The organism is Enterococcus sp. 7F3_DIV0205 (genome assembly GCF_002141365.2).
Lineage (GTDB): Bacteria > Bacillota > Bacilli > Lactobacillales > Enterococcaceae > Enterococcus_L > Enterococcus_L palustris.
In genome coordinates, this window is record NZ_CP147244.1 from 2935372 (window position 1) to 2960899 (window position 25528).

A 25528-nucleotide genomic window follows, 5' to 3' on the forward strand; every position below is an offset into this window, starting at 1 on the left:
GATGGAGCGTAAAATTATGAAGAAAAAAGTCTATATCATTTCTCATTCTCATTGGGATCGTGAATGGTACATGCCGTATGAACAGCACCATATGCGCTTAGTTGAGCTGGTAGATGACGTGTTGGAATTGATTGAGACCGATTCGGCATTCGATAGTTTTCATTTGGATGGTCAGACGATTATTTTAGACGATTACTTGCAAGTTAGACCAGAGAAGAAATCTGCCGTTCAAAAAGCAATTACGGATGGCAAACTACGAATCGGTCCATTTTATATCTTGCAAGATGATTTTCTGATCAGCTCTGAGTCAAATGTGCGTAATATGTTGATCGGTAAAAAAGAAAGTGAAAAATGGGGTCCAGAAGTTAAGTTAGGCTATTTCCCAGATACATTCGGCAACATGGGGCAAACACCACAAATGATGAGACAGGCTGATTTAGACGCAGCGGCTTTTGGTCGAGGAGTGAAACCAGTTGGCTTTAACAATGAAGTGTTAGAGGATGAAAATTATACATCACAGTATTCCGAAATGTGGTGGCAAGGGCCAGATGGTAGTACTATTTTAGGATTGCTATTTGCTAATTGGTACAGTAATGGCAATGAAATACCTGCTGAAAAAGAAACAGCTTTAGCATTCTGGAATCAAAAGCTAGCTGAAGCTGAAAAATTCGCTTCTACGGATCATTTGTTAATGATGAATGGTGTGGATCATCAACCAGTCCAAAAAAATATTACCAAAGCCATTGCCTTGGCAAATGAGTTGTTTCCTGAATATGAATTTATTCACTCGAATTTTGATGAATACTTAAAACTGATGCGTCAAGATTTACCCGATAAGGTTGGCACCGTTCAAGGAGAATTAACGAGCCAAGAGACGGATGGCTGGTTTACGTTAGCGAATACCGCATCAGCAAGAGTTTATTTAAAACAATGGAATACAACTGTGGAGCGCCAATTGGAAAATGTGACAGAACCATTAGCTGCAATGGCGTATGACCTAACACAAACCTATCCACACGATCAACTGGATTATGCTTGGAAATTATTGCTACAAAATCATCCACACGATAGTATTTGCGGATGCTCAGTCGACGAAGTACATCGTGAAATGATTCCGAGATTTGAAAAAGCCAATGAAGTCGGGAAGTTTTTGGCTGAAGAAGCGTTGACCCACTTAGTAGAGGCGGTCGATACAACGCAATTCGCCGACACAAGTTATCCGTTTGTTGTCTTTAATACATCGGGGTATCAAAAATCAGAAATCACAAAAATAAAAGTAGAAATCGAGAGAAAACCGTTCAAAGAAGGGATTCCTCATGAATTATGGGAAGAGCTTGCTGAAAGTCAAACACCAACATTTGAAGTGATTGATTCTAAAGGGCAAGTAGTACCGTCTTTGATTTCAAATCCAGAAGTTAGTTTTGGGTATGACCTTCCAAAAGACCGTTTCAGAGTGCCGTATATGGCTAAGTATGTGGAAATAGAACTGTCGATAAGTAACATGCCAGCCTTCTCGTGGAACTCTTTTGCATTACAAGAAACAAAAGCGCCAGTAAAGAAAACAGACTCAATGGTCGTAAATGCGGAAAACGGTGTGCTGGAAAATAGTCGCTTGAAGGTAATGATCAATGGAGATGGAACATTAGACGTACTGGATAAAAAATCTGGTAGAAAATACACTGAATTACTGACGATCGAAAATACAGGCGATATCGGAAATGAATATATTTTTAAACAACCAGAAGATACAACTCCACTTTTATCTAGCGGACTTCCAGCAGAAATTTCTGTAGTGAAAGATGAATCTTTCATAGCACAAGTCAAGATCATCCAACGCATGATGATTCCCGAATCTGCAGAAGATTTATTAGAACAAGAACAAAAATCAGTTGTTGATTTTCGTTATAGAAAAGCCAAGCGTTCATCGAAACTGAAAGAATTAACGATCGAAACAGTAGTAACGATGGAAAAAGATTCTCCATACCTGAACTTTGAAACAACTGTAAATAACCAAATGAAAGATCATCGCTTGCGGATGCTATTTCCAACAGGGATAAAAGCAGAGACGCATGAAGCTGATAGCATCTATGAAGTAGTTACTAGACCGAATCAAGTTAGCAAAAGTTGGGAGAATCCAACCAATCCTCAACATCAACATGCATTTGTCAATATTCATGATGAAAAAGCTGGAATAACTGTTTCAAATTTTGGATTGAACGAATATGAGATTTTACCTGAAACCAATACGATTGCGTTAACGCTTCTAAGATCCGTCGGTGAAATGGGTGATTGGGGTTACTTCCCGACACCAGAAGCGCAATGCATAGGACAACATACTTTTAATTATGGTGTTGACTTTCATGGAGAAGCGGCGGAGCGATACGCTAGCTATAAACGAGCATACGCGGCGCAAATACCTTTTAGTGTAAAACAAACAACAAATCATGCAGGGCGATTAAAAGCCGAAGACGCCTACTTAAAGATTGAAGGCACAAATTTTGCAGTAACGGCAATGAAAAACAGCGAAAAGAATCAAGCACTTGTTGTTAGAGGGTTCAATATGAGTGATAAGTCAGATGAAGTTAAAGTAGAAAAAAGCACTGGCGAAAAATCATATTTATTAAACCTACTAGAAGTGAAACAACCTGAAAAAGTAACAGATAACCTAGAAGCCTATGAAATTCGTACGATTGGATTTGACCGATAAGAAAGAGAAGTGATTTTGATGGAATATTATGGATCGATCGAAGCTGGCGGGACTAAATTTGTCTGCGCAGTAGCGGATGAAGATTTACAGATCGTTGACCGAATCAGTTTGCCTACGACATTACCAGAAGAAACATTAAATCAAGTCTTTGAATTTTTTGATAGCTACCAATTAAAGGCACTCGGGGTAGGTTCGTTTGGGCCGATCGATGTAAATCAGAAATCCAGTACGTATGGTTATATTACCTCTACCCCTAAAATAGGCTGGACAAATATGGATCTTTTAGGAACGCTAAAAGCGCGTTTTGCTATTCCGATTGCTTGGACTACTGACGTAAATGCTGCTGCTTACGGTGAAATTCATTTGGGTGCTGGAAAAGGAACTCAAAGTTGTATCTATCTGACTGTGGGTACGGGAATTGGTGGTGGTGCGGTTGTGAACGGTGCTGTTTTACAAGGGTTTAGTCATCCCGAGATGGGGCATATTACTGTTCAGCGTTATCCAAACGATACATTGGAATGTGTCTGTCCTTATCATGATAATTGCTTGGAAGGCTTGGCTGCTGGACCAGCGTTAGAAAAAAGGACGGGAATCAAAGGGCAACTATTAGAAGTAGCTCATGAAGCGTGGTCAATTGAAGCATTTTATTTAGCACAGTCTTTGATGAATTATACATTAGTTCTTTCGCCAGAAAAAATCATCCTAGGCGGAGGAGTGATGAAGCAAACGCATCTTTTACCTAAAATACGTGAGTCATTAGAACAACAATTAGGTGGTTATGTTTCGTTGCCAGACTTAGAAGAGTATATTGTGGGTTGTGGTTTAGGTGATAATAGCGGTACGATGGGGTGCTTATTGTTGGCGAAGGAACAAAGAGGTTTGATGTGAAGCATGATAGCGTGACTCGTTTATTTAAATTACAAACAATCTATTTTTATATGGATCAGACTTTTGAAACAGAGCAGGAGAAAATAGCGTATTTATACTTGCGATTATTAAACAAAAAAATTAGTTTTATAAAGACGATAGAGAAAGCGGATGTTATCGTGCGTTTTTCATCAGAGGCGAAGAACTCTTTTGTTATTGAAGCAGCTGAACAGATCGTGGTTCAGGCAAGTGGTCAAGTGACTGCTTTTCGTGGTGTCATGTATTTAGCGAAGCAGTTAAGAACAGGAGTTGAAATCACTTCCGGAAAATTCTCAGAGATTGTAAGCGAACGAATCGTTATGATAGATATTGGCAGAAAATATTTCTCCCCTGAAGGATTATACCGGATTATAGAGGAAATGGCTCTGTATGGCTGTAACTTCCTGCAGCTACATTTTTCTGAAAATAATGGATTTCGAATTGAATCACTACGCTATCCTGAACTTGTTTCAGATGAATGTCTGTCGATTGCGGAAGTAGAAGAACTAATTCGCTATGCAGCCTATCTCTCGATTGAAATTATTCCTGATATTGATACGCCAGGGCATATGGAACATCTATTAAAAGCATATCCTGAATGGCAATTGTCGATACAAGAGGAAGATGGCAGAATCGATAAAATTCCTTCGGCTTTAGATATTACGAATCCGCAAGCAGTGTCATTTGTACTCTCGCTGTACGAAGAGTATCTGCAGTTGTTTTCTGATAGTCGCTATTTCCATATCGGTGGAGATGAGTTTGTTGTTTTTGATCAAATGGAGTGCTATCCTGCGTTGGCAAAGAATGGGGTCGGAGAATTTGAATCCTACATCAACACGGTAGCAGATTTTGTTAGAAATCACGGATTTATTCCTAGAGTTTGGAATGACGCTTTTTTTAGAAAAAATCAAAGTTCTACACTGACAAAAAATGTTGAAATCACCTATTGGACAAGATGGCAAAAAGAAATGGCGCCTGTTCACACATTTTTGGATGAAGGATATACCGTCATTAATTTCAATGATAATTATCTTTATTATGTACTTGGTGAGAATGCAGGCTATACGTATCCAACGACAGAAAAAATCAAAGAAAATTGGTATCCCGATTTATTCGCTTCACACCAACTAATTTCCCCAACTAAACGGCAACAGCTCAAAGGCGCCGCTCTAGCAGTTTGGTGTGATAAACCAGAAGCGAAAGAAGAAGAGGAGATCGTAATCGAGCTTATGAAATTGATGGAAGGCTTTTCTTTTCATTTTTATAGATCCGAGTGATAGGACAGCTGAGATAAAGAGTGTAAAGCTCGATATTTCGGCTGTTATTTCTGATTTACCAAGAAAGAAACCTATACTTTTTGATATAAATGCTATAGTTTATCTATTTATAAAACGGAAAGAAAGCGTTAACATTTTGGTTGGAGAATGAATAATGCTGGGATTTAGGCAACTAACTTAAGGAGGTTCATTCAGTGAAAAGAAAAACGTGGAGAAGTGTATGTTATTGTTCGGCTGTTATGTTTGCTTTTGTAACAGGAGCGAATCTGGCTTTTACGACAACTGTTTATGCAGAGTCAGCTGAATTGGGAAGTAATCAGGAAAGTGGCATTCCAGTATTTGAGCAAATGCCAGAATCAACAGCGTTGTTTCCAGAGACGTTGTTAAATTGGAGTCCTAAAATTGATCCAGATGCACCGTTTAATGTTTCAAAAGTTCCTTTAGCTGATCGAGTTCAAGGGAAGAAATCAAACGCGAATCAAAGTACAGAAGCAAAAGTACTATCAATCGCAATCGTGAATCGGCATACAAAAGGTACCCCATCACAGGGTGGAACGGATAAAGCAGTCTATAATTTTACAAATTGGCAATATGTAGATATGTTGGTTGCGTGGGCAGGTTCATCGGGTGAAGGAATCATTGTTCCGCCGAGTGGTGATGTAACGGATTCAGCTCATAGAAATGGCGTGCCGGTAGTGGGTACCGTTTTCTTTCCGCCAGAAGCATATGGGGGAAAGAGTGAGTGGGTAGAACAATTCGTTCAAAAGGATCAAAGAGGAAGATTTCCGATGGCGGATAAGTTGTTGGAAATGTCCAAAGCGTATGGTTTTGATGGATGGTTTATTAATCAAGAAACCAATGTTGATGCGAAAACGGCTAGTGGAATGAAAGAGTTTATGAGTTATTTACAAACACGAAAACCAAAGAATCAGCAAATTATTTGGTATGATTCCATGATCCCAAGTGGTGCAGTAGCTTGGCAAGGAGCACTCAATGAGACGAACCAAGGCTATTTTCAAGATGGGAAAAAGCGTGTTTCAGATAAGATGTTTATTGATTTCCGTTGGCAAGGACTTAAATCATCCAACGAAAAAGCAACCCAATTGAAGCGCAGTCCCTACGACCTTTTTGCTGGAATTGATGTACAAGCGAATGGGGTAAATAGCAGACGTAAGCCAAGTAGTATTTTAGGCGAAGATGGAAAACCATTAGTTTCGTTAGGACTGTATTGCCCAGATTGGACATTACGAGATGGTGGACAGTATGATATCAATCAGTATTGGGAAAATGAAAAACTACTATGGATAAATCCGCAAGGAGATCCACGCGCAGTTGAAAGTTCTAATGATGAATGGCAAGGAGTCTCACGTTACTATGTAGAAAAAACGCCTGTTACGAAGTTGCCATTCTTAACGAATTTTAACGTGGGAAATGGAGATGCTTTTTATAAAAATGGCACAAAGGTCAAAGAAGGAACGTTTAATAACCGAAGTATTCAAGACGTAATGCCAACCTATCGTTGGGTCATTGATAATGAAGAGGGCAACCAATTGAAGGCTGCAGTTAGTTATGAGGATGCTTTTAATGGCGGTTCTTCTATCAAGTTGACAGGGCCAATGACAGCAGATAAGAACAGCTTTATCAAGCTTTACGCTACCAAAGTGAAAGCTAGTGCTTCAGAAACAGCATCGATTGTAACGAAAGGTGCCGGTGAAACATCTTTAGTCTTGGAATTACAAGGAAAAGAAAAACCATTGATTATTCAAGGGACTAAACAGCCTCTAGAAAATGGGTGGGTACAAACGACTTATTCACTTAAGCCAGCGGTTTGCCAAACGATTACAGCGATTGGATTGAATGTGAAAAACGCTCAAACTGAAACAGCTTCTATCTATTTAGGTCAATTAAGAATAGGGAAAGAAAAAACAACACCAATCAGCGCTGTCAGCAATCTTACATTTTCTGGGAAAACGATTGTGGACGATTTGACAGAAAGTATTCGAATGAACTGGCAGACAAAAGGGAAAAACACTGCATCTTATCGTATTTATCGAGAAGTCGCTGGTCAATTGCAATTTGAAGGCGAAACAGCGAATACGTCGTATACGCTATTAAATCAAGAGCGAACAGGTGACACGGCTAACTATCAAGTGATCCCAGTCGATCAGTATGGTCGAGAAGACCAAAGAAAAGGAGCGGCGGCAGTTTATACATTTGAAGCGTTGAAAAAACCAGAAATAACGATCAATGCTAGCAGTACATTGTTGTCAGTGGGTGAAACAGTAACATTGTCAGCAGAGGTCTCTAAATCGACGGAAACGGTTAATTGGGAAGTGGTTGGAGAGATACCTCAAAGTGCTTCTGGCAAAGAAGTGACACTTTCTTTTGCTAAATCTGGCATCTATACAGTTAAAGCAGTTGCAGTGAATGCTTCAGGTGAAACGGAGGTTACCAAAGAAAATTATCTCTATGTTTACGATCAAAATGCTGGAATCAAAATAGAAAATTTGGCTACTTTGCCGACAACAACTGCTACTCAAGGTTCTGGCTACACGAATGAGCGTGAAAGTTATCGTTTTGCACTAGATGGAAATTTACAGACAAAATGGTGTGATAACGGTAGTGAGAAGCCATGGATGATCGTAGATTTAGGCGCAGAGAAAACCATTTCTGGGTTTGAGCTTTTCCATGCTGGAGCAGGTGGTGAAAGTCCAGAGTGGAATACGAGAGACTATGATATCTCTGTAAGCCATGATGGAAGTAATTGGACAACTGTGGTTCAACATCGAGGAAACGCAGCAGACAATAGCAAAGATGCAATCAGTTTGGTTGAAGCGAGATATGTCAAACTGTCTTTAGAAAAAGCAGAACAAAATGGAAAAACAGCTAGAATTTATGATTGGCAGATTATTGGAGTGGATCAAACGGGCATCATCAAATAGTAAATGTTAAAGTTTAGCATTTACTTGAGATAGAAAAAGTCAAAATGAATGATTCAAGAGTCATTCATTTTGACTTTTTTAGTGGATTTATTGAACTAAAGTTGATAGCTACCTGTTAAGTATTCATGAAGAACTTGTTTTTCACTTTCAGGGATAAAAGCACCATCCACTGCGTTGTGATTTAATTTTTCCATATCTGCATAAGTGATGCCGTACCATTCGTGGAGTTTCATATATTCATCCGTTAACGTTGTGTTAGAAACGGTTCGATTGTCAGTGTTGATACAGACTTTGATGCCAGCATCAATAAATGTTTGGAAAGGGTAATCTTCTAATCTAGTGATGGTCTTCGTTTGAAAGTTACTGGTAGGGCACATCTCGATCAAAATATTTTTATCTCGTAATAAAGAAAAATATTCAGGCGTATCTTTTACAGCAATGCCATGTCCAATTCGTTTGGCGCCTAAATAAATTGCATCAGCAACATTTTTTCCGCAACCACATTCGCCTGCATGAAGGGTTAAAGGGATCGTCAATTGATTGACTAACTCTAGCGTTTCTTCAAAAGTATAAGGCGGAAAATCTGATTCATTTCCAGCGAGATCAAAACCTACGATACCATCTGTTTTGAAATCTTCAGTTAATTGAACAATTTTTTCGATAGCTGCTGTATCTTCATGTCGCATGCCGCATAATAAGGCATTGCTTTTGACGCCGAAACGTTGTTGTCCTTGCTCGAGACCTGCTAATACAGCTTTTATTATCTTAGGTAAGGAAAGGCCTTTTTCGGTATGGAGAGAAGGCGCAAAACGGACTTCGATGTACTGGATATGTTCTTCTGCTGCTTGACTGATGACATCGAATGCAGCGGCTGTTAAGGCTGCTTCGGTTTGTAGGCAAGATAAAACTAAATCAAAACGTTCTAAGTAGTCATTTAAATTTTGGCAATCAACAGGCGCGACTAAGAGTTCTTTTAACTGCTCATTATCTGCGGGCAAAGAGATGCCTTGAGGAGTTGCTATTTTCCGTAAGGTTTCTGGGCGTACGGAACCATCTAAATGGCAATGCAGCTCTATTTTTGGTAGTTTCTTGACTTGCTCTCGTTTCACGATATCATCCTCTCTTTTCTTTTAAAGCGATTGGTCTTGTTGGTAAGTATTTTGAAGACTTTAACATGCTGAGTGAGCTCTGTCAATAAGAGTGGGAAGAAACTGAAATTAAGAGTAGTTTTTTTAGACGAATTAAAGTAAAATAGTCCAGTAGAAAATTAGTCTTTTTGATTAGTTATTGGAGGGTTCATTTTGTTAGGTGTAGGACTGTTATTTGTAGCGATCACATTGATCAGCAATGGTTATTGCGGGTTAGCGGGAGTAGATAAAAAATCTACAGGATTAATTAATTTACTCACAGGAAGTTTGTCTTTTATCATCAATACGATTTACTTGTTTAGAGGAGCGTATTATGATGCTGGTACAGGCTATTTATTTGCTTTTACCTATCTGATGGTTGGGTTGATTTATGTGTTTGATTTGGATATGCGTATTTATGGGATCTTCGCTTTGTTCGTAGCAGTCAATACGATTCCTGCAGCATATATTTCCTATACAGTGGATGGTGACTGGCGTTTTGCATTGATCTGGTTGTCATGGGGGATTTTATGGATGACGGGCTTTATAGAATATGTCCTGAAAAAAGAAATTGGGAAACCTGTTCTTTATTTTGCGATTTTTGAAGGAGTTGTCACTTGTTGGATTCCTGGGCTGTTGATGCTAACGAACAACTGGTGAAAAAAGTGGTCTGTGAAAGTGGAGTAGCAGCTTTTTTTTGCTAAATTTTGTAAAATGTTTGCTTAAGCTATTTTATTCTATCGAATTCTGATAAACTAGGATCATTCGATACGTATTTTGAAAACGTTGACATGGTTGGTAGGTCTTGTCAATAAAGGGAGAATAAAATATGAAATTGACTATTAAAGAAATTGCAGATATGGCAGGTGTATCTGTTACGACAGTGTCTCAAATCATCAATAACAAAGGCAGTCGTTTTAGTGAGAAAACTAGAAACAAAGTGTTAGCTGTAGTGGAGGAATTTGATTACAAGCCAGATTACTTTGCCTCCAATATCATTACTCGTCATTCGAAAACGATTGGAATGGTTGTACCGGATGTGACAGATTTTTTCTTTGCTAAAGTGATTGAAGGTGTTGAAACCTATTTAAATTCATTAGGCTATATGATCTTGTTGTGTAATTCCAAGCATGATGAAGAAAAGGCAACGCAATATGTTACTGAACTGATCCATCGTTCAGTTGATGGAATTATTTTTGCAACGCCGAATATTTTACCGGTGGATCATATCTTGAGAAATAAAAGCAAACGGAAAGTACCAGTGATCTTAGTCGATCGCGGCATCAATCCCCGTGAAAACGGCCGCTTGATCGTGAAAGAATATGAGGGCGCTTACCAAGCAGTTTGTTCCTTGATTGAGCAAGGACACAGACATATTGCAATGCTAAAAGAAAATGACGGTTATTATCAGCTGACAGAAAGAGTGACAGCCTATCAGCATGCGCTAAAAGATCATGGAATTCCAGTGAGAGAAGAATATATGAGCAGTGGTGACTTAAATTTAGGCGGCGGGTACATGGCGGCCAAAAATGTATTGAAAAATCCTCAGATCACAGCTATTTTTTGTGGAAATGACGAAATGGCGATGGGGGCCTATCAAGCCATTGAAGAATCCGGCAAGAAAATTCCGGATGACATTTCTGTTATCGGGTTTGATGGATTGGAAATTTCAGAATATTTAGTGCCTGGACTAACAACTGTTTATCAGCCTAGTTTTGATATTGGCTTTTATGCCGCACAATTTTTAGTGGAATCGATCAATGATCCTGACAAAAAAATGCCCAATAAAATTTTCGATACAACATTTATTTTAAGAAATAGCACGAAATCGATTGACAATCTGGTCGATTTGATTTAATGTTCGTGTTATAAGCGTTTTCAAATTATGTAAGCGTTAGTAAACTGTTTTACTAAAAGGTTTTAACCTGAATGATTTTAGTGTATAATACATCCTTGGGGATTGATTCGGAGGAAAAAAGCATGAGAATGGTAGATTTGATCGAGAAAAAACGTGATGGACAGGTTTTAACGAAAGAAGAGATCCAATTCATTATTACAGGTTATACAAATGGCGATATTCCGGATTATCAGATGAGTGCCTTTTTGATGACTGTTTTTTACAAAGACATGACAGATGAAGAAATTACGACGCTGACATTAGCCATGGCTAATTCAGGAGAAATGATCGACCTTTCATCGATTCAAGGCATTAAAGTAGATAAGCATTCTACAGGTGGTGTTGGTGATACGACAACCTTGATTTTAGCGCCACTTGTTGCAAGTGTTGGTGCTAGCGTGGCTAAGATGTCTGGTAGAGGGCTTGGCTATACAGGCGGTACACTTGATAAATTAGAGGCTATACCAGGATTTCATGTAGAGATACCAGATGAAGAATTTGTTCGTTTGGTAAATGAGAGTCATGTAGCGGTAATTGGTCAGTCTGGTGATTTAGCGCCAGCGGATAAAAAATTATACGCCTTGCGCGATGTTACAGCAACAGTCAACTCGATTCCGTTGATCGCAAGTTCGATTATGAGTAAAAAAATCGCAGCTGGCGCTGATGCAATAGTGTTGGATGTAACCACTGGTGAAGGTGCTTTTATGAAAAATATCGATGAAGCGCGTCGCTTAGCTGAAACGATGGTTCGAATTGGTCGATTAGCCAATCGTCAAACGATGGCAGTGATTTCAGATATGTCCCAACCTTTAGGTGAAGCGATTGGAAATAGCTTAGAAGTCGTCGAAGCAATCGAAACACTTCAAGGAAAAGGGCCAGAAGATTTAATGGAGATGTGCTACATCTTAGGAAGTCAAATGGTCGTTTTAGCTAAAAAGGCTGATACATTAGACGAAGCACGTGCGATGTTGAAAGAAGCGCTAGAGTCAGGTAAAGCATTAGAGAAATTCAGAGAAATGATCCGCAATCAAGGTGGCGATGATAGTATCATCGATCATCCTGAACGCTTATTGACAGCGAAATATCAAATAGAATTACCTGCAAAAACGTCAGGAGTTGTTCAAAAGCTCGTGGCAAACGAAATTGGTATCGCTGCAATGTTACTAGGTGCAGGTCGAGCAACAAAAGAAGATGAAGTCGATCATGCAGTAGGTATCAAGTTACACAAGAAAGTCGGTATGCCAGTGAAATCTGGGGAGTCTCTGTTAACTATTTATTCAAATTCAGAATCAATCGAGAACGTAAAAGAACTTTTATATAAAAATATCGAAATCGGCAGTTCTGGCACTGAACCTGAGCTGATTCATGATATAATAACAGCATAAAGGATGTGTAAAAAAATAATGGAATTAAATCAAATGATTGACCACACTATTTTAAAAGCAGACGCAAAGGAAGAGGATGTTTTACGAATCATTGAAGAAGCAAAAAAATACGAATTCTTCTCAGTTTGTATCAATCCATGTTGGGTTGCTTTAGCAAAAGAACACTTGGCAGGGACATCTGTTGATGTTTGTACAGTAATCGGTTTTCCTCTAGGGGCTAATACTTCAGAAGTAAAAGCTTATGAAGCGACGGATGCAATTAATAATGGAGCAACAGAAGTTGATATGGTCATCAATGTCGGTGCGCTTAAATCTAAGCAGTATAAAAAAGTCTTGAAGGATATTCAAGCCGTGGTTGATGCAGCGAAAGGTAAAGCGTTAGTGAAAGTAATCATTGAGACAGCTTTACTAACAGATGAAGAAAAAATCAAAGTTTGTGAGCTTGCTAAAGAAGCAGGTGCAGATTTTGTTAAAACATCGACTGGCTTTTCAACTGGCGGAGCAACTGTAGCAGATGTGAAATTAATGCGTGAAACAGTAGGACCAGATATGGGCGTTAAAGCCTCTGGCGGTATTCACAATGAAGAAGAAGCTAAAGCCATGATCGATGCAGGAGCGACACGTATCGGAACAAGTGCTGGAGTTGCAATTATGGAAGGCTCAACTGGAGCAGGCTATTAATCTAAAGAAGAAAGCGGCGGACAAATGACAGCAAAACAAGAATGGTTAGCTATCGCAGATGATGCGTTATTAAAAGCGTATGTACCGTATTCTCACTTTCCGGTGGGAGCATGCCTAATCACCAAAGAAGGAAAAACCTATCAAGGTGTTAATATTGAAAATGCTTCATATGGATTGACCAATTGTGCAGAACGGACAGCGATTTTTAAAGCTGTTTCTGAAGGCGAACGAGAATTTCAACATTTAGTGATTGCAGGAAATACACCTGAGCCGATCTCTCCGTGCGGTGCATGCCGCCAAGTGATGGCTGAATTTTGCGCGCCTGAAATGCCAGTTACGTTGGTTGGCGAACACGGTGTAACGAAAGAGACGACTGTCGGTGAGTTATTGCCGTATGCATTTACGGAAAAAGATTTATAAGATCTAGCTACACTACTGTACATGTGGCATTGCAAGATCCAGCTACATGAACCAAACCTCTCAACAAATAGACAAAATGCTAGAAAGATAAAAAACATCTTTCTATCATTTTCCTAATTTGTTCGAGGTCTGAGCGGTTCATTCCGCTTTTCAATTGTTTCATTCAGTCATCCGGCTGTTGAAAATATAAAACTATTTTAGGGGGCTTTACAGAGATGAAAAAAGCAAAATTATTTGGTTTTGGCTTGACTGCACTAGCATTAACAGTTGCACTAGCGGCATGTGGTGGAGGTAAAAAAGATTCAACAGGTGGAAAATCAGCAGGTGGGGACGCTGATCATAGCGTTGTAATCGTTACTGATATCGGTGGGGTAGATGACCGTTCGTTTAACCAATCAGCTTGGGAAGGTTTACAAGCTTGGGGGAAAGAACATGATTTGAAAAAAGGAGCAGATGGTTTTGATTACATTCAATCAAACGATGCTTCAGAATACGTAACAAATATTGATACAGCTGTTTCTAACGGATTTAAAACAGTCTTTGGTATTGGCTATCTATTAGCTGATTCAATCGGTACTGCAGCGGATGCAAATCCAGATACACAATTCGGTATCATTGATAGTGTCATTGAAGGAAAAGATAACGTAGTGTCTGCGACATTTAAAGACCAAGAAGCTTCATACTTAGCTGGTGTAGCAGCTGCTCACACTACAAAAACAAATACTGTAGGATTTATCGGTGGTGAAGAAGGCGCGGTTATCGACCGTTTTGAAGCTGGTTTCCATCAAGGTGTAATCGATACAGCGAAAAAATTGAACAAAGACATCAAAGTTGAGATCGAATATGCTGCTTCATTTGGTGATCCAGCTAAAGGGAAAGCATTAGCTGCTTCTATGTATCAAAAAGGCGCAGACATTATCTTCCACGCTTCTGGTGGTACAGGACAAGGTGTCTTCCAAGAAGCAAAAGACTTGAATGAAACTGGTTCAAAAGACAAAGTTTGGGTTATCGGTGTAGATAGTGATCAAGATAAAGAAGGTAAATACAAAACAAAAGATGGTAAAGAAGATAACTTCACTTTAACATCAACACTTAAAGGTGTAGGTGCTGCAGTACAAGATATCTCTAATCGTGCATTAGAAGATAAATTCCCTGGTGGCGAACACTTAGTTTACGGTTTGAAAGACGGCGGTGTTGATTTGACAAAAGGTTACTTGTCAGAAGAAGCACAAAAAGCTGTTGATGCAGCGAAAGAAGAAATTATCGCTGAAAAAATCACTGTTCCAGAAGTACCAAAAGACGTAAAAGAATAGGATTTACTGCTTAGCGCTGCGTTTGTAGCAGCGCTAAGATTTTATTAAGCCTTTAAAGAAAGAAAACGAATGATCGAACCACTCATTTTCTTTCTTTAAGAGCCTAAAAGCTACTTTATTTTTTTAGAGTTACCGTATTAATAGATGATATAAATGTAAGTGATTAAATCGTTAGGATGTGAAAAATGTGGCTCAGGAAAACTTTGTAATTGAGATGCGCAATATCACTAAGCAGTTTGGGACGTTTAAAGCCAATGATAATATCAACTTAACTGTCCGGCCTGGAGAAATCCACGCTTTGCTTGGAGAAAATGGTGCAGGAAAATCCACCTTGATGAATATTTTATCTGGTTTATTAGAACCAACATCGGGTGAAATCTTTATGAATGGTTCAAAAGTATCGATCAATGGACCGACTGCAGCAAATCGTTTAGGAATAGGGATGGTCCATCAGCACTTTATGTTGGTAGATGCTTTTACTGTAACAGAGAACATCATTCTTGGAAGTGAACCAACCAATGCTGGCGTATTAGACCGCAAAAAAGCAACAGCGGAAATCAAACGAGTTTCTGAGCAGTATGGGTTATCAGTAGATCCAAGTGCGTATATTCGTGATATTTCTGTCGGCGCGCAACAACGAGTGGAAATTTTGAAAACGTTGTATCGTGGTGCAGATGTTCTGATTTTTGATGAACCGACAGCCGTTTTGACTCCACAAGAAATCGATGAGTTGATCGAAATCATGCGTGGACTTGTACAAGAAGGCAAATCGATCATTTTGATCACACACAAATTAGATGAAATCAAAAAAGTAGCGGATCGTTGTACCGTTATTCGTCGCGGTCAAAGTATTGACACGGTGAATGTCAAAGATGTTTCTTCACAACAATTGGCGGATATGATGGTAGGTCGTTCTGTTTCATTTAAAACAGAAAAGAAAGCAGCCGAACCTAAAGAAGTGGTTCTTTCCATCAAAGATTTAATTGTCAAAGAAAGCCGTGGATTAGAAGCGGTGAAAGGTCTTAGTTTAGATGTGCGCGCTGGTGAAGTAGTAGGGATTGCTGGGATCGATGGTAATGGTCAAACGGAATTGATCCAAGCTCTAACTGGATTACGCAAAGCAGAAAGCGGATCAGTTGAATTAAGAGGAGAATCAATCACCAATAAACGACCTCGTGCGATTACAGAAGCAGGAGTTGGACATGTACCAGAAGACCGTCATAAGTATGGATTGATTTTGGATATGACGTTGGCAGAAAATATTGCGCTACAAACATACTATAAAAAACCATTAAGTAATACTGGCGTGTTGAATTACAGTCAAATCAATTCATACGCACGTAGATTAATAGAAGAATACGATGTGCGGACAGTCAATGAATTGGTTCCTGCTAAAGCACTATCAGGAGGGAATCAACAAAAAGCGATCATTGCACGAGAAATCGACCGTAATCCTGATTTGTTGATTGTCTCTCAACCAACACGTGGATTGGATGTTGGTGCAATCGAATATATCCATAAACGCCTGATTGAACAACGAGATAAAGATAAAGCGGTATTAGTTGTTAGTTTTGAATTAGATGAAATTTTAAATGTTTCTGACCGTATTGCAGTGATCCATGCTGGAAAAATCGTCGGAATCGTTGATCCTAAAGAAACAAGCGAAAATGAATTAGGATTGCTGATGGCAGGTTATTCATTAGAAGAAGCTAGAAGAGAATTAAGTCAAGAGGCAGGTGAGGCAGTTGAATAATCAATCAGAAAGATTACGGAATATTTTAGTCCCTATTTTATCAGTATTGATGGGATTCCTTCTTGGTGCAATTATTATGCTGATTTCAGGGCAAGATCCAATCACTGGTTATCAAGCGATGCTAAAAACTGCTTTTCAAAGTCCGAAAAGTATCGGGGAAATTTTTGTAACAGCGGGTCCATTGATTTTTACAGCGCTAGGATTTGCCGTAGCGAATTCAGCTGGATTCTTTAATATCGGGCTTTCAGGTCAAGCGCTATGCGGTTGGGTAACAAGTATTTGGGTGGCACTTTCTATGCCTGATGCACCTCGTATGGTCGTACTGCCTGTAGCTGTACTTGCAGGTGCTTTGGCGGGAGCGTTGGCTGCTGCAATTCCAGGATTGTTACGTGCATTCTTTGGGACAAGTGAAGTAATCGTTACGATTATGTTGAACTATGTTTTTCTTTATACAAGTACACATATTGTGAATAATGTCATGTCAAAAGATTTAATGACCAACAAAGGTGTTACGAAAGTAATTGGCGAAAATGCCAGTTTACGAACAGGTTTCTTGAAAGAATTGAGTAGCGGTTCACGTTTGAACATTGGTATTTTTATGGCTCTTATTTTCTTAGTTTTAATTTGGTTCCTTATGAAGAAGACAACATTGGGCTACGAGATTCGTTCAGTTGGGTTGAATCCATTCGCTTCAGAATATGCAGGGATGAGCAGTAAACGGACAATCGTGATGTCAATGGTGATATCTGGAACATTAGCTGGTCTTGGCGGCGTTGTTCTAGGTTTAGGAACATTTGGCAACTTCTTTGTCCAAGGTTCTTCATTAAGTATTGGTTTTGACGGAATGGCTATTTCTTTATTGGGGGCAGGAAGCTCGGTCGGAATATTCTTATCAGCAATCCTTTTCAGCGTGCTGAAACTGGGTGGGCAAGGAATGCCGCTTCGTGCAGGAGTGCCTATTGAATTAGTGGATGTTGTTATTGCGGCAATCATTTTCTTTGTGGCAATCAACTATTTAATTCGTTTCTTATTAGCAAAAGCATCAGGCAGCAAAAAAGAAGTAGCGGTAGTTGAAGAATTAGTTGGAAAATCAGATCCGACCAGTCAAGAAGGAGGAAAAATCTAATGAATATTGCATTAATCGCTGTATTAGCGCCGATTATTACACAAACTTTGGTTTATTCCACTCCTTTGGTCTTCACGGCTTTGGGCGGGACATTTTCTGAGCGTAGTGGTATTGTAAACGTAGGACTAGAAGGTATCATGGTTATGGGTGCTTTTAGTTCAGTCGTATTTAATTTAACGTTTGCTGAAACTTTTGGTGCAGCAACGCCTTGGCTAGCTTGTTTAGTCGGTGGTGTAGTCGGCATGTTGTTTTCATTGCTTCATGCAGTTGCGACAATCAATTTAAGAGCCGATCATATTATTAGTGGAACGGTTGTCAATTTGATGGCACCAGCTTTAGGCATTTTCTTGATCAAAGTTATTTATGGAAAAGGTCAAACAGATACAATCACTGAATCGTTTGGTTATTTTTCATTTCCGATTTTGAAGGATATTCCAATTTTAGGAGATTTATTCTTCAAACAAACGACCTTACCTGCATTTGTAGCGATATTAGTCGCGATTCTTTCATGGTTTGTGTTGTTTAAAACCCGCTTTGGTTTACGTCTTCGCTCAGTAGGTGAAAATCCTCAAGCAGCTGATACGTTAGGAATCAATGTGTATTTAATGCGCTACGCTGGCGTTTTGATTTCTGGATTTTTAGGCGGAATCGGAGGAGCAGTCTTTGCTCAAACGATTGCTGGACGTTTTGCAGTTACAACAATTGCTGGACAAGGATTTATTTCGATGGCAGCGATGATTTTTGGTAAATGGAATCCACTAGGTGCGATGGGCGCTGCTTTATTCTTCGGTTTTGCTCAAAATATCAGTATTGCTGGATCAAACTTACCAGTGATTTCATCAATTCCAGCGGTTTATTTACAAGCAGCACCGTATGTGTTGACCATTATTGTTTTAGTCGTTTTCTTAGGAAAAGCTTCTGGACCAAAAGCGATTGGGAAAAATTATATCAAATCAAAATAAAGTTAGTATAAAAGGGCGGGCTATGGGAAGTTATCTTAAGTCATGCCCTTTTTATAAATAATTATCACTCTAGTTTTACAGAATGAATGAGTAAAGCTTTTAAAAGAATAGGAAAGAAGGATGGTTATGTTTAAACGTGTGCATTTAGTTGTAATGGATTCAGTTGGTATCGGGGAAGCGCCTGATGCTGAAAAATTTGGCGATGTAGGTAGTGATACGTTAGGTCATATTGCAAAAGAAGCAGGTTTGACGATCCCAAATTTAGAAAATCTAGGTCTAGGAACAATTGCTCCTCTTCATAATGTTGAAGCTGTAGCGGATCATAAAGGGTATGCGACAAAATTAGAAGAAGTTTCTGTAGGGAAAGACACAATGACAGGGCACTGGGAAATCATGGGCTTGAATATTCAAAAACCTTTCCGAGTATTTCCTGACGGATTTCCAGATGAATTATTAAAACAAATCGAAGAATTTTCTGGCCGTAAGATCGTTTGTAACAAACCATATAGTGGTACGGCAGTTATTGATGATTATGGACAACATCAAATGGAGACTGGAGATTTGATCGTTTATACATCTGCTGATCCGGTATTACAGATTGCAGCTCATGAAGAAATCATTCCTTTAGAAGAATTATATCGTATTTGCCAGTATGTTCGTGACATTACTAAAGATGAGCCCTATATGATCGGTCGTATTATTGCACGTCCATATCTTGGTGAACCAGGCAACTTTACAAGAACAAGCAACCGTCATGACTATGCGCTAGATCCATTCGGTCACACTGTGCTGGATTCGTTGAAAGAAAATGGAAAAGAAGTCATTGCAGTTGGGAAAATCAACGATATTTTCAACGGTCAAGGAATTACTGATTCTGTTCGTACGAAGAGCAATATGGATGGTGTAGATCAATTACTTAACGTAGTGAAACGAGATTTTGAAGGCCTGAGTTTCACTAACTTAGTTGATTTTGATGCATTATACGGTCACCGTCGTGATGTAGTCGGATATGCGCATGCAATCGAAGCTTTTGATTTAAGAATTCCAGAAATCATCGACGCTATGGAAGAGGATGATTTATTGATGATCACAGCTGATCATGGAAATGATCCGACTTTCCCTGGAACTGACCACACAAGAGAATATGTTCCATTGTTAGTGTACAGCAAAAAGATGAACGGCCAAGGCAGCTTGCCGCAAGGTCATTATGCAGATATCTCAGCAACTGTGGCTGAAAACTTTGCAGTTCCAAAAACAGAAAATGGCGAAAGCTTTTTAAATAAACTGGTATAGGAGAGACATAATGACAAAACTAGGTGAAATGTTAACAGAGACAACAGCGTTTTTAAAAGAAAAAGGCATTGGAGAAGTTGATTTTGGTTTGATTCTGGGTTCTGGTTTAGGTGAGTTGGCAGATGAAGTCGAAGATGCGATTGCTATTCCGTTTTCAGAAGTTCCCCACTTTGCAGTTTCAACGGTTGTTGGACATGCTGGTAAGTTAGTTTATGGTACACTTTCTGGGAAAAAAGTTTTGGCTATGCAAGGACGTTTCCACTATTATGAAGGTCACTCGATGCAAAAAGTGACGTATCCAGTTCGTGTAATGGCAGCAATGGGGGCACATTCGCTTGTCGTAACAAATGCCGCTGGCGGTGTGAACGAAAACTTCACTCCAGGTAATTTGATGTTGATCACAGATCATATCAACTTTACAGGCGATAACCCGCTAATTGGTGAGAATGACGAAGCGATGGGTCCTCGTTTCCCAGATATGAGTCATGCTTATACACCTGCTTACTTTGAAATTGCTAAAAAAGTGGCAAAAGAACAAAATGTACCATTACAAGAAGGCGTTTATATGGGCTATTCAGGTCCAACCTATGAAACACCAGCTGAAATTCGTATGTCCCGTGTGATGGGAGCCGATGCAGTTGGCATGTCGACTGTCTCAGAAGTGATTGTTGCAGCACATAGTGGTTTGAAAGTTTTAGGGATTTCATGTATCACAAACTTAGCTGCTGGTATGCAAAGTAGTTTGAACCATGCGGAAGTTGTTGAAACAACAGAACGTGTTAAGGCGCAGTTTAAAGAATTGATCAAAGCAACATTAGCTGAACTATAAAAGAGTTAGTATAAAGGAGAAAAAATATGAGCGTTCATATCGAAGCAAAACCAGGTGAAATCGCAGATAAAATTTTATTACCGGGAGATCCTCTGCGTGCAAAATACATCGCGGAAACTTTTTTAGAAAATCCAGTATGTTATAACCAAGTCAGAGGAATGTTAGGCTATACAGGTACGTATAAAGGGGAACGTGTCTCTGTTCAAGGAACAGGGATGGGAATGCCTTCTGCGACTATTTACGCCCATGAGTTGATCAACTCTTATGATGTGAAAAAATTGATTCGTGTTGGTACTTGCGGATCTATCTCTGAGAAAGTACATGTAAGAGACTTAGTGATCGCTCAAGCGGCAGCGACACCATCATCAATGATCCGAAATGATTTTCCTAAGTACGACTTTCCGCAAATCGCTGATTTTGATTTGCTGTTGAAATCCTACACAACAGCAAAAGAAAAAGGTTTCGTAACGCATGTAGGGAATGTCTTATCGGATGATGTCTTTTATAAAGATAGTATGGATGGCGTTTTTGAATTAGGGAAATTAGGCGTTTTAGCAATCGAGATGGAAGCTGCAGCATTATATTATTTAGCAGCTAAATTTGATGTGCAAGCTTTGGCGATCATGACGGTTAGTGATAGTCTAGTAACAGGTGAAGAAACAACTGCTGAAGAACGTCAAACAACATTCAATGATATGATCGAAGTCGGTCTAGAAACAGCAATCAACAGTTAATAAAAATAGTTAGTAAAACAGCTCCTGCTTATAGACGGAGCTGTTTTTATACTACGATTTAATCGAGTGAAATTAAAGGTCTGTTTTCTTGACACTCTTTTTTGATGAACTATCATATAATAAGAAACCTAAATTGAACGGAGGAAGAAAAATTGGATAATTTTAGATTTTACGTACCGACAGATATTCGCTTTGGGAAAGATCGTTTGGCAACAGAGTTAACAGATGTATTGGATGTATATGGTAAAAATGTATTGCTCGTTTATGGCGGCGGCAGTATTAAGAAAAATGGTTTGTACGATCAAGTTATCGACTTACTTGAAAAGAATCAAAATAAAGTGGTGGAATTGAGCGGTGTGGAGCCCAATCCTCGAATTGAAACGGTTCGTCGTGGCGTAGCATTATGCCGGGAAAATGAGATCGATGTCATTTTAGCTGTAGGTGGCGGATCGACGATCGATTGTTCTAAAGTGATTGCGGCAGGTTTTTACAGTGATGAAGACCCATGGGAAGTCATAGCAGGACGCAAAGGATTCCAAGGTGCAGCGCTGCCGATTGTGACGATTTTAACCTTAGCTGCAACGGGGAGCGAAATGAATATTGGCGCCGTAATCACCAATTTAGCTACAAACCAAAAATTAGGTGTTGGTGGGCCAGCAATGATGCCCAAAGTATCATTTTTAGATCCGACCACGACATTTACTGTACCAGCTTATCAAACAGCAGCAGGTTCTGCTGATATATTAAGTCACTTATTTGAAAGTTATTTTAATATCACGGAAGGAACAGATGTACAAGATTTTGTTTCAGAAGGCTTGATGCGTGCAGTAATCAAGAATTGCCCGATTGCATTAGAAACACCTGATAATTACGATGCTCGCGCGAACTTGATGTGGTCAAGTAGTTTAGCATTAAATGGATTAACAAGAAATGGCAAACATGGTGTTTGGTCGTGTCATGCGATGGAGCATGAGTTAAGCGCATTTTATGATATTACGCATGGAATTGGCTTAGCTATTTTAACACCTCGTTGGATGAATTATGTACTTTCGGAACAAACAGTCGCTAGATTTGCTCAGTTTGCCCATAACGTTTGGGGAATCACAGAAGAAGATCCCATGCTTGCGGCGAAAAAAGGCATTCAAGCAACATACGATTTCTTTAAAGCTTGTGATATTCCAATGACATTGCCAGCTGTTGGGATCGATGAGGAAAAATTTGGTGAGATGGCGAAACAAGCAGTTGCACACAGTACGATTAAAACAGATGCGTTTGTTCCCTTAACTGAATCAGATGTTGAAGCGATTTATCGTGAATGTTTAACAGAAACTAACTTTGTATAACTAAAATCAACGACTTGAGAAAGGGACGATTCTATGAAACAATTGTTTGATGAAACGTATGCTGAAAACAGAACACTTTGGTATGCTTATTTTAAAGATATAGAGCAAATGGGTTTAATAGGAACGATTAGCCAAATTATCCAAAAGGATTTACAGGCCTCTAAGGATGTTTCGGCGACAAGTTGGATATTTTACCGCGAAGAGTTACAAAAAGATGCATTAGAGGAAGAAGTACGATCTTCGATCATGGTGCGTTTTGTGGATGAACGATACTATGTTCAATATAATATGTCTGATTTTGAATTTGTGACACAACAAGATAGCATCTCTATTTGGCTCAAACGCTTGAAAGAAAATTTAGAAAAATAAAAAAAGACCGTTGAAACGATAAGGTTTCAGCGGTCTTTCTTTTTTATAAGTAGTATTTTTTAGCTACTGTTAGGTCATCGTTTAATTCATAAACAAGTGGTTGGCCTGTTGGGATTTCAAGATCCATGATGTCTTCATCTGAAATACCTTCGATATGTTTTGCTAAGGCACGTAAAGAGTTACCATGTGCTGCTACTAAAACAGTTTTGTTGTCTAGTAAAGCAGGGGCAATTTCGTCTTGCCAGAATGGTAATGCACGTTCTAGAGTAACTTTTAAGTTTTCTCCACCTGGAATATCGCGTTGGTCTAACATTGCATAACGACGATCGTTTGCAGCAGAACCTTCGTCTGTTGCTTCCATCAATGGAGGTAAAGTATCGTAAGAACGACGCCAAATGTGAACTTGGTCATCTCCATATTTTTCAGCAGTTTCTTTTTTGTTTAAACCTTGTAATTTACCATAGTGACGTTCGTTTAAGCGCCAAGATTTGATTTGTGGAACCCATAATTGATCTGAGTTTTCTAAAAGTAAGTTACATGTTTTGATCGCACGAGTTAATACAGAAGTATAAGCTACATCAAATTCAATTCCAGCTTCTTTGATTTTGCGTCCGCCTTCGATTGCTTCTTCAACACCTTCTGGTGCTAAATCTACGTCAGCCCAACCTGTAAATTGATTTAACGCATTCCATTCACTAAGTCCATGACGAGAAAATACTAATTTTGGCATGTATAGCTCTCCTTTGAGTTGTAGTTTCTGAAACTTTCATTTCCTTTTCTATTGTACACCGTTTTAAAATAGATTTCCATTGTAAATTAGTGGAAAATACTGAAAGTGCTGCTTAAGTTAGTGAGCACGGGTAAGTCTCCTTAATAAAAAAAGAAGAGGGCACAAACAAGGAGAGCGCCAGAACACTGTGCTCTCCTAAAAAATTAAGTGGTTGTATTGTTATCAATCTTGAGAAAGCTTCGCAACATCTTCGTCAGATAAATTGATGTATTTGTAACAAGTACCGACAGAAACGTTGCATTTTGAAGAGATAAATTGAATCGTCTCTTTCTTTTCGTGGTATAAGTGTCGTATTTTTTTTACGGTTCGTCCATCTATTTTGGGTCGTCCGCCGATTTTGCCTTTTTTTCGCGCATTATTCAATCCGACTAGAGTACGTTCTTTGATTAAATCACATTCCATCGTCGCCAAACCATTCATTAACTTGAAATAAATTTCTCCCATGGGATGTCGAGTATCGATCTCTTCGTCTAGGCTGACTAAATGAATGCCAGAACCTTTGAACGTTTGTGTCAATTCAGTTAATTGACGTGTAGAACGTCCTAGGCGATTCAAGCGGCAGATGACTAAGGTGTCGCCTGATTCTAAACTATTAAGGACAGTCTCCAGCTCAGAAATGAGGTGTTTGTCATCTGTGAACTCGAAAGATTCATGATAAACCTCGTCACAGCCGTATTCAGATAACACTTTGATTTGAGCCTCTAAATCGTTATCGGTAATTGTTGTTCGTGCATAACCAATTGTTTTCATCGTTCGTCCTTTCTAATAAAAAAGTAAAATAGGATACTAAAAATGTAGCATATAAACGAACGAAATGGTAGTTGTTTTTTTATCTTTTTTTAATGCTATTCTTTTTTTTCAAATCTTATTCAAATAATTCGTTATTTGGGTACATGAATAGTTTTAGGACCTGTTTCTCCACCGACGATAACAGTTGAGACGATTTGAAGGAATAATCCATGTTCGACCACACCTACTAATTGATCTAAGTAAGTACCTAAAGCGATTGGATCTGCTATTTCTTCTAAATGAAGATCAATGATATAGTGACCGCCATCAGTGATTAATGTTTCTCCCCCAGTTGTTTTTCGTAAAATAGGAGCATAACCTTTTTCTTCAAATAAACGAACTAACTGTTGGCTGCCATATGGAACTACTTCTACAGGTAACGGGAACTTACCAAGTTTTTTCACAAGCTTTGATTCATCCACGATCCAAATGCATTTTTTTGAGTAGGTCGCAACGATTTTTTCGAATAATAAAGCAGCTCCGCCCCCTTTGATGCCTTGGAAATCTTCACTGATTTCATCTGCTCCATCAATTGTTAGGTCAACATAAGGAACTTCATCGATCCCTTTTAAAGGAATACCCAACTCTTGTGCTTGACGCTCCGTTTCTTTTGAGGTTGTTACACCGATGATCGATAATCCTTCTTCTTTTACACGGCGACCAATCTCATCTACCATGAATTTTGCAGTAGATCCGGTACCGAGACCTACAATCATCCCATCTTTTACATATTTTGCTGCTTCTATCCCTGCCATTTGTTTAAGATTCATTCACTTGTTAGCCCCTTTCAAATAATCAAAGATATTGTACCGTTAAACGGTACAAAAAGATAGTCTAATCAAGGCGACGAGCAAAATTTTTAGGAGTAGAAAAGCAAGGAACGAT

At 39.0% G+C, this 25528-nt stretch carries 22 protein-coding genes; 18 read left to right on the forward strand and 4 right to left on the reverse strand.

Annotated elements, in window-relative coordinates:
• Positions 1 to 16 precede the first annotated feature (16 nt).
• The 4 genes from A5821_RS13740 (at position 17) to A5821_RS13755 (ending at position 7832) form a co-directional block, all read left to right on the forward strand.
• Positions 17 to 2707, forward strand: coding sequence for an alpha-mannosidase (locus A5821_RS13740; RefSeq protein ID WP_086315315.1), 2691 nt, complete (start codon positions 17 to 19; stop codon positions 2705 to 2707).
• Positions 2708 to 2725: 18 nt separating this feature from the next.
• Entirely contained in the window at positions 2726 to 3595 is an 870-nt protein-coding gene (locus A5821_RS13745; RefSeq protein WP_086315316.1) for an ROK family protein, read from the forward strand.
• Positions 3592 to 4890, forward strand: coding sequence for a family 20 glycosylhydrolase (locus tag A5821_RS13750; protein WP_249921878.1), 1299 nt, complete (start codon positions 3592 to 3594; stop codon positions 4888 to 4890). Before A5821_RS13745 ends, A5821_RS13750 begins: the two co-directional genes overlap by 4 nt.
• A 194-nt stretch (positions 4891 to 5084) precedes the next feature.
• A complete protein-coding gene (locus A5821_RS13755; protein WP_086315317.1) occupies positions 5085 to 7832 on the forward strand; it encodes an endo-beta-N-acetylglucosaminidase in 2748 nt (915 codons plus the stop codon).
• A 95-nt stretch (positions 7833 to 7927) separates the two neighbouring features.
• Here the strand turns inward: A5821_RS13755 and add are convergent, their stop codons facing one another.
• Positions 7928 to 8941 (reverse strand): adenosine deaminase, encoded by a 1014-nt coding sequence (gene add, locus A5821_RS13760; protein WP_086315318.1) that lies wholly within the window; start codon positions 8939 to 8941, stop codon positions 7928 to 7930.
• Positions 8942 to 9133: 192 nt separating this feature from the next.
• On the opposite strand from add, the gene A5821_RS13765 reads away from it, so the two are divergent.
• The 14 genes from A5821_RS13765 (at position 9134) to A5821_RS13830 (ending at position 23064) form a co-directional block, all read left to right on the forward strand.
• Positions 9134 to 9619: an AmiS/UreI family transporter gene (locus A5821_RS13765; RefSeq protein WP_086315319.1), complete on the forward strand. Its 486-nt coding sequence runs from the start codon at positions 9134 to 9136 to the stop codon at positions 9617 to 9619.
• A 169-nt stretch (positions 9620 to 9788) separates the two neighbouring features.
• On the forward strand, positions 9789 to 10817 hold the full coding sequence (locus tag A5821_RS13770; protein WP_086315320.1) for a LacI family DNA-binding transcriptional regulator: 1029 nt from the start codon (positions 9789 to 9791) through the stop codon (positions 10815 to 10817).
• Between the two features lie 122 nt (positions 10818 to 10939).
• Positions 10940 to 12241 (forward strand): pyrimidine-nucleoside phosphorylase, encoded by a 1302-nt coding sequence (locus A5821_RS13775; protein ID WP_086315321.1) that lies wholly within the window; start codon positions 10940 to 10942, stop codon positions 12239 to 12241.
• Positions 12242 to 12259: 18 nt separating this feature from the next.
• Complete coding sequence (gene deoC / locus A5821_RS13780) at positions 12260 to 12922, forward strand: deoxyribose-phosphate aldolase (RefSeq protein WP_086315322.1); 663 nt, start codon at positions 12260 to 12262, stop codon at positions 12920 to 12922.
• Between the two features lie 24 nt (positions 12923 to 12946).
• Positions 12947 to 13342 (forward strand): cytidine deaminase, encoded by a 396-nt coding sequence (locus tag A5821_RS13785; RefSeq protein WP_086315323.1) that lies wholly within the window; start codon positions 12947 to 12949, stop codon positions 13340 to 13342.
• A gap of 215 nt (positions 13343 to 13557) precedes the next feature.
• Positions 13558 to 14655: a BMP family lipoprotein gene (locus tag A5821_RS13790; protein ID WP_086315324.1), complete on the forward strand. Its 1098-nt coding sequence runs from the start codon at positions 13558 to 13560 to the stop codon at positions 14653 to 14655.
• A gap of 187 nt (positions 14656 to 14842) precedes the next feature.
• Complete coding sequence (locus A5821_RS13795; RefSeq protein WP_086315325.1) at positions 14843 to 16408, forward strand: ABC transporter ATP-binding protein; 1566 nt, start codon at positions 14843 to 14845, stop codon at positions 16406 to 16408.
• Positions 16401 to 17534, forward strand: a complete 1134-nt coding sequence (locus A5821_RS13800) for an ABC transporter permease (RefSeq protein WP_170923043.1) — start codon at positions 16401 to 16403, stop codon at positions 17532 to 17534. The genes A5821_RS13795 and A5821_RS13800 overlap by 8 nt, the downstream gene beginning before the upstream one ends.
• Positions 17534 to 18496 (forward strand): ABC transporter permease, encoded by a 963-nt coding sequence (locus A5821_RS13805; protein WP_010770607.1) that lies wholly within the window; start codon positions 17534 to 17536, stop codon positions 18494 to 18496. The genes A5821_RS13800 and A5821_RS13805 overlap by 1 nt, the downstream gene beginning before the upstream one ends.
• A gap of 126 nt (positions 18497 to 18622) precedes the next feature.
• A complete protein-coding gene (deoB, locus tag A5821_RS13810; RefSeq protein ID WP_086315327.1) occupies positions 18623 to 19789 on the forward strand; it encodes a phosphopentomutase in 1167 nt (388 codons plus the stop codon).
• 10 nt (positions 19790 to 19799) lie between these two features.
• The gene (locus A5821_RS13815) at positions 19800 to 20618 is read left to right on the forward strand and encodes a purine-nucleoside phosphorylase (protein ID WP_086315328.1); all 819 of its coding nucleotides are present in this window, start codon (positions 19800 to 19802) and stop codon (positions 20616 to 20618) included.
• Positions 20619 to 20644: 26 nt separating this feature from the next.
• A complete protein-coding gene (gene deoD / locus A5821_RS13820) occupies positions 20645 to 21352 on the forward strand; it encodes a purine-nucleoside phosphorylase (RefSeq protein WP_010766242.1) in 708 nt (235 codons plus the stop codon).
• 152 nt (positions 21353 to 21504) lie between these two features.
• The gene (locus tag A5821_RS13825) at positions 21505 to 22695 is read left to right on the forward strand and encodes an iron-containing alcohol dehydrogenase (RefSeq protein ID WP_086315329.1); all 1191 of its coding nucleotides are present in this window, start codon (positions 21505 to 21507) and stop codon (positions 22693 to 22695) included.
• Positions 22696 to 22728: 33 nt separating this feature from the next.
• Positions 22729 to 23064, forward strand: coding sequence for a hypothetical protein (locus tag A5821_RS13830; protein ID WP_086315330.1), 336 nt, complete (start codon positions 22729 to 22731; stop codon positions 23062 to 23064).
• 43 nt (positions 23065 to 23107) lie between these two features.
• On the opposite strand, the gene gpmA is transcribed toward A5821_RS13830, so the two are convergent.
• The 3 genes from gpmA to rpiA all read right to left on the reverse strand — a co-directional run bounded on the left by gpmA (position 23108) and on the right by rpiA (position 25413).
• Positions 23108 to 23794, reverse strand: a complete 687-nt coding sequence (gene gpmA / locus A5821_RS13835) for a 2,3-diphosphoglycerate-dependent phosphoglycerate mutase (RefSeq protein WP_010770613.1) — start codon at positions 23792 to 23794, stop codon at positions 23108 to 23110.
• Positions 23795 to 24016: 222 nt separating this feature from the next.
• Positions 24017 to 24604 carry a recombinase family protein gene (locus A5821_RS13840; RefSeq protein ID WP_086315331.1) on the reverse strand — a complete coding sequence of 196 codons (588 nt, stop codon included), beginning with the start codon at positions 24602 to 24604 and terminating at the stop codon, positions 24017 to 24019.
• Between the two features lie 131 nt (positions 24605 to 24735).
• Complete coding sequence (rpiA, locus tag A5821_RS13845) at positions 24736 to 25413, reverse strand: ribose-5-phosphate isomerase RpiA (RefSeq protein WP_086315332.1); 678 nt, start codon at positions 25411 to 25413, stop codon at positions 24736 to 24738.
• Positions 25414 to 25528 lie beyond the last annotated feature (115 nt).